We start from the raw sequence: 11,877 nt of genomic DNA on the forward strand, positions 1-11,877 counted from the left end.
TATTTATTTTATACCACGCCCATTCTCGATGTCTGCTGTTGCTAGGTTAGGCGGACCTCACACGGCCAGCAACCTGTGAAGCCGCCTTGGCAAGATCAGCTTGCAGTCCGACCACGATCAAAATGTCATCAGTGCGCAGCACCAGGTCCTCAGATGGATTGATGAAAAAAGGGCCTCGAAAGATCGTCACGATGCGCACTGACTCCGGAAGGTGCAGCTCAACGATTTTTTGTCCGATCGCAGGAGCGCCGGCGGACAAGACAATACGTTCAAGGGCAGCGGATCGGCGGCTGAGGTCTCGCTGAAGCGTGAGTAAATCTTCCTGTATCGTCTCGAGTTTCAGCGCCCGTACCTGGCTATCAACTGTGAGGAGCGCCTGTTTGAGCTGGTGGACGCGGGCACTGGTTTGGGTCAGGAGTCGGTTCAATTCAGTCGCAACGGCCGCTTCATGATCAGGTAGAAATTTCCGAGGCCAGAGGGCGGCGATCTGGCGGCCAAGATCGGCATGCGCCATATCAACCTGGGTGATGGCTGCAGAGGCTTGGCCATGGAGACGAAGGACTTCGACTTTCCGGTTTACGCGTTCGGCAATGGCGAGAATCGTCTCATAGATGGCCTGGCCAGTAATCGAGAGTTCTTTTTGAAGGCGACCAAGAAATTCAAGCAGCATGAGGACCCGCGATTACAATGTCCGATAAGATCTATTATGTAAACCTATTAATCTCTTCTGTGATGTCCTGATCCTTTACTCTCCTCCCGTTGTTAGGTCAATACAGATAATCTCTCTCACGACCGAGCATGTGATAGCACCAAGGCTAGCCGAGTGCGTCCAGCACCACCGACACTCCATTTCGGAAAAGTGCTCCCATGGTAAGAGTCGCTCATGGACGGTCCACTGCTGGACATTCACACTATCCCCATTCACGTGTGCCACGGCGCGCCCCCATCGGTAGGATAAGGACTTCGCCCCTGACGGAATTCTGATCGCCACCCAACGGTGGTCGGACCAAAACACGAGATATCCTCCGTCCTGTTGAGATTGCACCGCGCAGCCGTCTTCCCTCACGAACGTTCTACCCTGTGGAAGCCCGTGGAACGATCCTTGAAGCAGACAGTCGGATCCATCTGAGAATGCCAGAACCAGCCACGCAAGTGTCTCAACCCCCTTCATCTCCATACCTCACACGAGACGGAGTATGCCCTCAGAGGCTCCGCCTCGAGCACCGGCGAGCGTACCTGTTTGAAGCCAAGCACTCAGCCAAAGAATGTAAAGAAATACGAGAAGAACGCCGACTTAACGAGGGTCAGGAAAGTCTCCGTTTTGGTCGGAGACGACGTGCTGCGCAGCATGATAGGAACTACGGACCAATGGACCTGATTCGACGTGCATGAAACCGAGAGCTAGCCCCTCCTCTTTTAACATGGCAAATTCGGAGGGATCATAGAAGCGTACGACGGGCAGGTGGTCTTTGGTCGGCTGGAGGTATTGTCCAATGGTCATGATATCGCAGTCGATGGAACGCAGATCGTGCATAACTTCGCGGGCCTCATCCACTGTTTCGCCCATCCCCAGAATCAGCCCCGATTTCGTCGTCATCCCCAGCTCCTTCGCGTGCCGCAACAGCTCAATAGAACGCCGATACTTTCCTTGAGGGCGAAGTGTCGAAAACAGCCGCGGGACAGTTTCGATGTTATGGTTCAGGATATCTGGCTTCTCGGCGCATACGGATGCGAGCGCCGTGGTGTTCCCTTCAAAATCCGGGATAAGCACTTCGATCGTGCAGGTCGGAATCAACCGTCTGATGTGGGTTATCGTTCCGGCAAAGATGGCGGCCCCGCCATCCGCCAATTCATCCCGGTTCACGGAGGTGATAACCGCATGGCGTAAACCCAATGCCCGAACGGCTTCGGCGACACGGAGCGGTTCTTCATGATCCACAGCCAGCGGACGGCCTGTGGTGACCGAGCAATAGTGACATCGCCTCGTGCAGATGTTCCCAAGAATCAGAAAGGTCGCGGTGCGGGCGTTCCAACATTCCCAGACGTTGGGGCAACGAGCTTCCTCGCAGATGGTATGGAGTTTGAGCTGTTCCATCGTGTGCTTAATGTCGAGATAGTCAGGGCCGGTTTTTGCATGAACTTTGAACCAGGGCGGTAATCGTGGCCGGCCAATGGCTGAATGTCCACGGCTATTCGCGGATTCAGATGGCAAGGAACGAACCCGGTCGATCGGTATGAAGTTCATGGAGTCGTTCCTCGTTGAATAAGCTCTTGAGGGTGCTCCAGACACCACTTGAAGGTCTTCAAGAATTCCGCGCCTTGTAATCCATCTAAGGCTCGGTGATCGCATGACAACGTGACCTTCATGCGTCGGCCAGGTACTATGGTGCCTTTCCGTACGACTGGCACATCTTGGATGGCGCCCACAGCGATTGAGGCTGCCTGGGGCGGAATAAGCACAGCGATAAAGTTTTCCACATCGAACATTCCAAGGTTGGAGATGGAAAATGTGGCGCCAGTGTACTCATCGGGGCGCAACCGTTTCTGTTTGGCCCGTTCGATTAGTGTTCGGGATTCAGTCGAGATGTCGTGGAGTGACTTACAGCCGCAGTCGCGAATAACCGGCGTGATGAGGCCATCTTCCATGCCAACCGCCACACCGATATCGATGCTTGCATGCCGCCTAATCGCGTCACCGGTGTAAGACACGTTGATCTCAGGATGGCGACTGAGGGCCAGAGCCGCAGTTTTGATCAACAGATCGGTAACGGATGGATGGTTCTGACGGCTCTGTTTGCTCTGATCGCGGAATCGCTCAGCCGGATTCATATCGATGTCGATGGTGAGGTAGAAGTGCGGTACCGGTGCCTTGCTTTGACTGGTGGCCCGGGCAATGGCTTTTCGCATCTGGCTCAACGGGTGGTCTGTTCCCGGAGGCATGACCTGCGTCACAGGTACCGCCTTCACGACATCGTCTTCGACAATCCGCCCGCCAGGGCCAGTGCCTGCGATGGTGGAAAGGTCGATCCCTCGTTCGGCGGCAAGAGCCTTCGCACGAGGCGAGGCGATGGGATGAACACCCTCTGCACGGGTCGGCGGAGCCACCACCGGGCCCGCACCGGGCGCCGTGCTTGCTTTTGTGCTGCTTCCTGCGGCCGGCGTAGCGGCGATGGTGTCGGTCAATGCCGCGGTGATGTCTTCATCTGGCTCGCCGATGACGCCGATCAGCGTTCCCGAGGGGACGGTTTCCCCGTTCTGCACCAGGATCTTGCGCAGGACGCCGGATGCGAACGCCTCGAGGTCCATGACGGCTTTGTCGGTTTCGATTTCAGCGAGGACCTCCCCTGCCTGAACCTGGTCGCCTTCGCGTTTCTTCCAGGCCAGCAGGACACCTTCTTCCATCGTATCGCTGAGTTTGGGCATGACGACGCGGCTAGCCATGCGTTTCCTCATGTCGCCGCTGGAAACAGCGGCGCAATTTGTCGAACCACCCACCCGATTGCTCGGCTTTCCGTTCCGGATCCAGATATTCGATCCATGGTTCCTGGGAGCCCAGGTACAGACCGTTTCGTACGCTCAGTTGACTGCGCAGTTGCGAGTAGCCCTGTTCGTGAAGGGTATGGATCAATTCTTCCAATGCGGTCCCCTGCGTATCCCGTACGGCTGTCACGACACGCGTTGTCTCATATCGTAGGATGGCTCGAATACCGCCTTCGGCCAGTTCAAACTCGACTGGTCGGCTGAACCCACGCTCAAGTGCATCGAGGCCGGCGAGTCGGTGCTGGTCCATGTGTTCACTTGGTTTCACAGAGCTCGAAAAACAGCCAACAGGTCGCTCAAGGCGATCGTCTTGGTCTTCAGGATGGCGCGCTGTGCCTGCATCGGCTCCATTGTCGTCGCTCGCTCATGGCCGCCTTTCAAGATCGCGGCTCCGAGGGCGAGCACGTCTTTGCATTCGTTCTCGACTTTACCCTTGACCACCGGATTGACTGCAAGGATGTCCGCCATCGCGGCGCGCGTCTTGGCAAGATGGGCATGCAGTTCTTCATCCGGGAACGCCTTCCGAGATGCTTCATCGAGACATCGATCGAGGTATTGCGCGAGGAAGACATACAGTCGAACCAGTGTGGCTGTGATGTCGATATGGTTGGGAGTCTGAGTGTGCGATGACATGGCTGATCGTGCCTCTCTGGTTACCGCTTACCGCAGACTGATTTTACAGCTGCGACGACGCGCACTTGATCCGGAATGGCCGCATCCTCCAGCGGACGGCAGTAGGGCATCGGCACGTCTTCCCCGGTGACGCGCAGGATGGGCGCATCGAGATAGTCAAACGCCGCCGCGTATACACTCTCGGCAATCTGCGCGCCGAGGCCACAGAACGGCCAGCCTTCTTCGACGATCACCAGGCGCCCAGTTTTCTTCACTGAGGCGGCGATCGTCTGGATATCCAGCGGTCTGAGAGTCCGTGGATCGACGACCTCCGCCTCGATACCCTCGCGACTCAGTTGGTCGGCCGCGTCCAACGCGAGCAAGAGCATCTTCGAGTAGGCAACGATCGTGACGTCGTCCCCTGCGCGTTTCACCTCGGCGACCCCGACGGGAATCGTGTACTCCCCTTCGGCAACCTCGCCCTTCGTTGCATAGAGTAACTGGGCCTCGATGAAGATGACGGGGTTCTCGTCCCGGATCGCGCTCTTAAGCAAGCCTTTGGCATCGTGGGGGGTCGCCGGCGCCATTACTTTCAACCCCGGGACGTGGCAGAACCACGCCTCCAGGCTCTGCGAATGCTGGGCGCCCAATTGGTGAGCAGCACTGCCTGGACCACGGATCACGAGGGGAGCCGTGAGCTGCCCGCCTGACATATAGTGCAGCTTAGCAGCGTTGTTGACGATCTGATCCAGCGCGAGAATGCCAAAATTGAACGTCATGAGTTCGACAATGGGATGTAATCCTGCCATGGCAGCGCCGATGGCCAGGCCCGTGAAGCCAGCTTCCGTGATCGGCGTGTCAATCACCCGCTGCGGGCCGAACTCTTCCATGAAACCCTTGCTCACCTTAAAGGCGCCCTGGTAGTACGCAACCTCTTCGCCAATCAGAAAAATGCGCGAGTCTCGACGCATTTCTTCCCGCATCGCTTGATTGAGCGCGTCCCGGTACGACAGCACCATGGATCACCTATTCCTTCACCAGCACATCGTTGTGCAAGTCCGACGGCGCCGGGAAGGGACTTTCCTCTGCAAACTTGACGGCGGCCATCACCACCTCACTGATATCTCGTTCGAGCTGTTTGAAGTCGGCCTCCGTGCCCAGATTGTGGCGCAGGATTGTCTCCTTCAGCGACAGGAGCGGGTCATGCTTGCGATGCTCTTCCACTTCCTCTTTGGTTCGGTAATGTCCATGCGCCGGGTCGGCCATCGAATGGCCCATGAATCGGTAGGTCATCGCTTCGAGGAAAAATGGTCCTTGTCCCGCGCGAACCTGATCCACCACCTTCCGCATCAGTGAACGGACCGCCAGGACATCCATCCCATCGACACGCTCTGCCGCAATGCCATGGGAACGGGCCATCCCTGCCACATCAGTATAGAGCGCGATTGCCCGTTCAGCCGGCGTGCCCATGCCATAGCGATTGTTCTCGCAGATGAAGATCACGGGAAGTTTCCACAGGGCGGCCAGATTGAGCGCTTCGTGTGCCTGCCCACTCGGCACCGCCCCTTCACCGAAGAAACAGACCGTGACGAGATCGAGCTTTTGATACTTGGTCGCAAAGGCCAGACCCACTCCAAGCGGGATGTGGCCACCCACGATGGCGTAACCGCCCATGAACCGGCGTGGGACGTCTATGAGGTGCATGGAGCCGCCCTTCCCTTTGCATAGGCCGGTCGCCTTGCCGAAGAGTTCGGCCATGACTCGTCCCGGGTCGGAGCCGCGGGCCAGACAGTGTCCGTGGTCGCGGTAGCTGCTGATCACGTAGTCATCCGGCCGGAGCGCGGTAATGGCGCCGACAGCGATCGCCTCTTCTCCAATATAGAGATGCAAGAAGCCGGCAATCTTGGCGAGGGCATACATCTCCGCCGATTTTTCTTCAAACCGGCGGATCAGCAGCATGTCCCGATAGAGCGAGAGCAGGTCGGCTCGGTCCATACATGCATTATGCAGAGGCTTGAGAGCCGACTCAACCCCGATGTTGTCGGATCAATCGTGGGGCTAGAGAAGAACTTTGACGTCGGAGCCCTCGACCTTCACTTCGTACCGTTCCACTTTTGCCGCAGGATTATTCACACATCCGCCGGTGGTCACATCATATTCCCATCCATGCCAGGGACAGGTGACCACGTTCCCTGTGAGGTCGCCTTCACCAAGAGGCCCGCCGCGGTGCACGCAGGTATTGTCAATGACGTGGAACGTACCGTCCACATTGAAGACCGCGAGAGTCTTGCCGCTGGCTTCTGCGACAATGCCGTGACCCGGTTTGACATCTGCCGTGCCGGCCACTCGAACAAACTCCCCCATGGTTCCCCCTCCTTTCGATTATCCGTTAGTTGTTTGTGAAGGGTTTTTTGATCTTCTTGAGCAGGCTCTCGATCGGCGTACTCCCCTGCCCTGCACCACCCACCTCGGCGATGATCTTCTGCGCAATATCACGGAACGCGGCGGCCTGCGGGGAGGCCGGATCGGCCACGACAATAGGATGTCCGGTGTCGCCTCCGTCACGAATTGCCGGATCGATGGGGATCCGTCCGAGGAAGGGCACGGCAAGCTTCTCCGCCGCTCGCTCACCGCCTCCATACGAGAAGATCTCGGTCCGTTCCCCGCAATGGCTGCAGACGAAATAACTCATGTTTTCGATGATGCCGAGGAGCGGGACATTCACCTTTTGAAACATGGCCATGCCCTTCCGGACGTCGTAGAGCGCGACTTCTTGTGGCGTGGTCACCGTGATGGCACCGGCCAGCGGCACCATTTGCGACAAAGAAAGTTGGACGTCTCCGGTGCCAGGTGGTAGATCGATGAGCAGGTAGTCCAGTTCGCCCCACAGGACGTCGCGCAAGAACGCTTGCAGGTATTGATGGACCATCGGTCCACGCCACACGAGCGGAGATTCTTCCGGAACGAGGAAAGCCATGGAGATAAGTTTCACACCATAGTTTTCAACTGGTAGAATCTTGCCGTCTTTCTGCTCGGGACCTTTGGTACTTCCCATCATCATCGGGATGTTCGGGCCGTAGAGATCTGCATCCAACAGTCCGACTTTGACGCCGGCCAGCGCGAGTGCGCAAGCGAGGTTTGCTGCTACAGTCGATTTTCCCACCCCACCTTTGCCGCTGCTTATCGCGATAGCGTGTTTCACGCCGGGAATCAGGTTGTCTTTTCCCTCAGCTGGTTGTGTGCCATGCGCATGTTCGTCGGCCATGGGATCCTCCCTCGTCTCGCATACGGTCCGTACAAGCACGATAAGCGAATTCAAGAAGTATTTCTTTCATCATAAGCGATTGAGGCAGCGAAAGAAAATGGGCCGGTTGGACCAAGGTACCATAGCCCAACTGGGCCAACGGGGCAGCGCCACTCCGATAAAACAAGGCGATCGAGCCGTCGCAGATTCGTGGCGAGGCCAACCGGGGAAAGGGTCAAGATGATCCACTCAGATAAATCGGACTTGTCTCACGTGGGGCCCGTTCAGGACAACACAGGCGTGCTGTGATGATGAGTATGGCACCCCCTCGCCACAGGTACCGATGGAGGCGGGCCGACTCTCCCAGCGCAGACCGGTGTTCAAGCGCGACCTGACTATCCTTCTTTCTGCTGAGCAGCGGGAATCGCTTAATCGGAACATCACAGGGGGAAATGGAAGCACTGTCTGACGCAAACGGAGGAGAGGAATTTTTTAGCAGCAGCATCGCAGTGTATACTAAAAGAAGGTTCGCCATCGCCCTGTCTGAGGATGCCCATGCACCCAGGTGGTCCTTCCCTGGAACCAGAAATCCGTCGCATTGGTGAGCAACTTGCCCGTCTTTCAGCCGGTCAGGCACCGAGCATGTTCAACCTCCGCTGGTGGTCGCAAGCGGCCATCAACTTGGCTATGCATGACAGCGCCTTCAAGACACAGCTGTTTCGCTTCATCGACGTATTACCTTCGGTCGTCGACGATGCGCGAGTCGTGACCCTCGCGCAAGAGTATTTGGGAAATGTGAGTGCGCAAATCTTCGGGGCGCAATGGGGGCTCCATGCGATGGCGGCGACGCAGCTTGGCGCTCGGCTCACCGGAAAAGCGATCAGGACCCAAGTTGAACAGATGGCCAGGAGTTTTATTGCCGGCGGCACAGTCGCTGAAGCGGAACCGGTGTTGGCTGAGCTGTGGACGCAGGGACGGTCCTGGTCCGTCGATCTCCTGGGAGAAGCCACCATCAGTGACCGCGAAGGCGACCGGTATCGGGATCGATGCCTGAAGGCCTTGCACGAACTGACCCAGATTGCCACGGAATGGCCGTCCGTCCCGTTGCTGGAACGGGATCATCTTGGTCTTATCCCGCGCGTTCAGCTTTCGCTCAAGATTTCGGCGCTGTCGCCACATCTGGACCCGATCGACCCCGAGGGCAGCTATCGGTCCGTCGTAGCACGGTTACATCCCATCCTCGACCTGGCGATGAAGCTCCCGGCTTCCCTGATCTTCGACATGGAACAGGCTGAGACGAAGGATCTGCTGATAGAAATTTTTACCAGGCTGTTTTCAGAACCGGCCTATCGGACATGTCCGCACGTGGGGCTTGCGCTTCAGGCGTACCATCGAGAGACACAGCGGGACGTCGATCATCTCCTTACGTGGGTCCGTCATCGGTCGGCTCCGATCACCATGCGCTTGGTGAAAGGCGCTTACTGGGATTCGGATATCATTCGCTACCGGCAACGAGGATGGTCGATTCCCCTCTTCGAGCAAAAAGTCGAGACGGATACCAACTATGAAACGCTCACCCAGACCCTGCTAACCCACACGACGATTATCCGACCCGCTTTCGGTACGCATAACCTCCGGACGCTGGCCCACATCGAGGCTACGGCCAGATCACTCAAGCTGTCTCCGGAAACCTGGGAGTATCAGATGATCTTTGGAATGGCCGAGCCCTTTCAGCAGGCCATCACTCAACTGGGACGCCGCTTGCGACTCTATGCCCCGATCGGAGAACTTCTCCCCGGAATGGCCTACCTCGTCCGACGCTTGCTTGAAAACACGTCGAATGAATCGTTTCTCCGCAAGGAGTATGTGGAATCAGAATCTTTGACGACGTTGCTCGCTCCTCCTTCATCAGGAAGCGCCGCGCCAGCTAAAACAGCCTCCTCACGAGGCGCCGAGAATGTCGGATTTTACAATGAGCCGACCAGCAACTTTGCAGAGGCCGGCCGCCGGGTTGCAATGCAGACCGCCCTCGCGACAGTCCGAGCGCACCTGGGCAAGAAGTGGGCATCTTCAATCGGAAGCGGCCAGCCATCCGGTCCGGTCATCGAGTCTCGCAACCCGAACCGGCCGGATGAGGCAATCGGGCACGTGACAACTGCGCGGCCCGATGAGATCGACCAAGCTGTACGAAGTGCGGTCACAGGCTGGCAGCGTTGGCGCGAGACAGCTGCGGAGGATCGTGTCAACATTCTGCGCGGAGCCGCTTCGCTCATGCGACAGCGCCGCGACGAGCTGGCCGCCTGGGAGATTTTAGAATGCGGTAAACCCTGGCGGGAAGCGGACGCTGATCTGGCAGAGGCCATCGATTTTCTGGAGTTCTATGCCGCGGAATGGCAACGACTCGCCATCCCGGCACGGTTGGGATCCGAGCCGGGGGAACTCAATCACCGTTCGTATCACCCGCGAGGGGTGACGGCGGTCATCGCCCCGTGGAATTTTCCACTGGCCATTCCGACCGGCATGGTCTCGGCAGCTCTCGTGACGGGTAATCCCGTCGTCTTTAAACCCTCTGAGCGGTCCTCCGTCTTGGGGCAGATCCTGACGGACATCCTTCGCCAGGCCGGGGTACCGGATGAAGCGTTGTGCTGTGTGGCCGGTGGGCCGGAGATCGGGCGGCTATTGGTGCAGCACTCTGACGTGGCCACGATCGCATTTACCGGCTCGAAGGACGTGGGCCTGAACATCATGAGAGATGCAAGTGCCGTTGCGCCAGGACAGATTATGATCAAGCGTGTCATAGCCGAAATGGGAGGCAAGAACGCAATCATCGTCGATGAGACGGCAGATCTCGACGAAGCCATCACCGGTATCGTCACCTCCTTTACTGGCTATGCCGGCCAAAAGTGTTCCGCCTGTTCTCGGGCGATTGTGCATGCCTCAATCTATGACCTATTTCTTGATCGGCTGAAAGAAGCAGTCCTGAGCCTCATCATCGGGAACCCCGAAGAACCGGGCACGCAGGTCGGACCGGTGATCGACAGCCGCGCCCAGACGAAAATCACCGAACACATCGCGATGGGAAAACAGGATGCCCGCTTGGTCGTCGAACGGGCTGTACCTGGTCCCGGATGGTATGTGGGGCCGACAGTATTTGCCGATGTCAAGCCGACGCATCGGCTCGCGCAGGAAGAAATCTTCGGACCTGTGCTCGCAGTGATGAAAGCCGAATCGTTTCAGGAGGCCTTGACGCTGGCCAACGCAACGTCCTATGCGCTCACCGGCGGCGTCTATTCACGAAGCCCAGAGAATTTAGCCCTCGCACAGCAGCAGTTCGATGTGGGAAATCTGTATCTCAACCGGCCGATAACCGGTGCACTCGTCGGTCGACAGCCTTTTGGTGGACATCGCTTTTCCGGAGTCGGATCAAAGGCGGGGGGACAGGACTATCTGATGCAATTCACGGTCAGTCGAATCATTAGCGAAAATACGCTGCGCAGGGGCTTCGCGCCAATCGAATGATGTCTCCGCCGGCTTCACCTCGTACGATTCCAACTCTTCCGTAATTTCCGTCACCACTCCACGGTCCTGGACTAAGGAAATCTCCTGACGCTCCGTATATTTGATCAGTCCCACCCCTTTCGCAAACCAGGCTGTCATGACGTCGGTTCCCGTCGCGGTCTTGTCAGCTCCAGACAGATGAATCCGCATCGTCATCTGGGCTTCAACCTTGACCGCCTCCTTGAACGTTCCGGCCGGAACGGTGACGGACTCCACCCCCGCGATCGTCGCATGGCCTCGGGCATCAGCTTTCTCGTTCGTACCGTCCCGATCCATGTCGGTGCCGAAATCTAACCCTGAACGGTCGAACTGTTGGAAGGATGTCCCGACCTTCATCGGAAACCGGATAATTTGATAGGGAATCAGCTGCTTCTCGAGGGGAGTTCCCGGCTCAGACCCGTAATAAACAATTCCCACAATGTCGCGCCGATAGAAGCTATCTGATGGTCCGTGATTCCCAGGGTTGGAATCATGGAAGACTGTAACTTTTAAGCCCTTGATCGATTTTGTTCCAGTCACAGAAGACACGTTACTGAATACCTTCAAGTCGATTGTTTGGAGAGGACCCTCAGAGATTTGGCCACGATATGTCCACCGATTGCCCACTTCGTCGGGAAAATATTCTTCCGAATGGGCGATGATCCCCGTCTCTTCGGCATGGAGTACGGAAAGCGGTGCGACGCCCCCGAAACCAAGCAGGAATCCGGCCATGACGATACAGCGGACGGCAACCGAGTTTACGGGCATACACATCATCCAAAGAGTGGGCTGACGGTATCACAGGCGTCGCTAGGGCGGCAAGTAACGCTCTGAGGATCACCCCACACTCGAAGAGCGTGAGACTTGCCTTGGGAGAACGTCCTGACCATAATGGCAACCCTATGCCCTCACAACGGCAATCAGTTCGGCCTTCAAGCCGACGG

Annotated in this window: 11 protein-coding genes; 1 reads left to right on the forward strand and 10 read right to left on the reverse strand. The window is 57.4% G+C overall.

The window, feature by feature from the left end; genetic code table 11:
• Positions 1-46: 46 nt before the first annotated feature.
• The 9 genes from VEI50_15695 to VEI50_15735 form a co-directional block, all read right to left on the reverse strand.
• A complete protein-coding gene (locus VEI50_15695) occupies positions 47-670 on the reverse strand; it encodes a TrkA C-terminal domain-containing protein (GenBank protein ID HXX76574.1) in 624 nt (207 codons plus the stop codon).
• A 624-nt stretch (positions 671-1,294) separates the two neighbouring features.
• The gene (lipA, locus tag VEI50_15700) at positions 1,295-2,245 is read right to left on the reverse strand and encodes a lipoyl synthase (protein HXX76575.1); all 951 of its coding nucleotides are present in this window, start codon (positions 2,243-2,245) and stop codon (positions 1,295-1,297) included.
• Entirely contained in the window at positions 2,242-3,441 is a 1,200-nt protein-coding gene (locus VEI50_15705) for a dihydrolipoamide acetyltransferase family protein (protein HXX76576.1), read from the reverse strand. Before VEI50_15705 ends, lipA begins: the two co-directional genes overlap by 4 nt.
• Complete coding sequence (locus VEI50_15710) at positions 3,434-3,790, reverse strand: hypothetical protein (protein HXX76577.1); 357 nt, start codon at positions 3,788-3,790, stop codon at positions 3,434-3,436. Before VEI50_15710 ends, VEI50_15705 begins: the two co-directional genes overlap by 8 nt.
• Positions 3,791-3,804: 14 nt before the next feature.
• Positions 3,805-4,173, reverse strand: coding sequence for a hypothetical protein (locus VEI50_15715; GenBank protein HXX76578.1), 369 nt, complete (start codon positions 4,171-4,173; stop codon positions 3,805-3,807).
• Positions 4,174-4,193: 20 nt separating this feature from the next.
• Positions 4,194-5,171: a pyruvate dehydrogenase complex E1 component subunit beta gene (locus VEI50_15720; GenBank protein ID HXX76579.1), complete on the reverse strand. Its 978-nt coding sequence runs from the start codon at positions 5,169-5,171 to the stop codon at positions 4,194-4,196.
• Positions 5,172-5,178: 7 nt separating this feature from the next.
• Positions 5,179-6,147, reverse strand: coding sequence for a pyruvate dehydrogenase (acetyl-transferring) E1 component subunit alpha (pdhA, locus tag VEI50_15725; protein ID HXX76580.1), 969 nt, complete (start codon positions 6,145-6,147; stop codon positions 5,179-5,181).
• 63 nt (positions 6,148-6,210) lie between these two features.
• Positions 6,211-6,516: a Rieske 2Fe-2S domain-containing protein gene (locus VEI50_15730; protein ID HXX76581.1), complete on the reverse strand. Its 306-nt coding sequence runs from the start codon at positions 6,514-6,516 to the stop codon at positions 6,211-6,213.
• 25 nt (positions 6,517-6,541) lie between these two features.
• Positions 6,542-7,417, reverse strand: a complete 876-nt coding sequence (locus tag VEI50_15735; GenBank protein ID HXX76582.1) for an Mrp/NBP35 family ATP-binding protein — start codon at positions 7,415-7,417, stop codon at positions 6,542-6,544.
• 534 nt (positions 7,418-7,951) lie between these two features.
• Between VEI50_15735 and VEI50_15740 the strand changes: the two genes are divergently transcribed.
• A complete protein-coding gene (locus VEI50_15740; protein HXX76583.1) occupies positions 7,952-10,915 on the forward strand; it encodes a proline dehydrogenase family protein in 2,964 nt (987 codons plus the stop codon).
• On the opposite strand, the gene VEI50_15745 is transcribed toward VEI50_15740, so the two are convergent.
• The gene (locus VEI50_15745; GenBank protein ID HXX76584.1) at positions 10,820-11,701 is read right to left on the reverse strand and encodes a hypothetical protein; all 882 of its coding nucleotides are present in this window, start codon (positions 11,699-11,701) and stop codon (positions 10,820-10,822) included. The genes VEI50_15740 and VEI50_15745 overlap by 96 nt on opposite strands.
• Positions 11,702-11,877 lie beyond the last annotated feature (176 nt).

It is taken from the genome of Nitrospiraceae bacterium (assembly GCA_035623075.1).
In the GTDB taxonomy this organism is placed as follows: domain Bacteria; phylum Nitrospirota; class Nitrospiria; order Nitrospirales; family Nitrospiraceae; genus DASPUC01.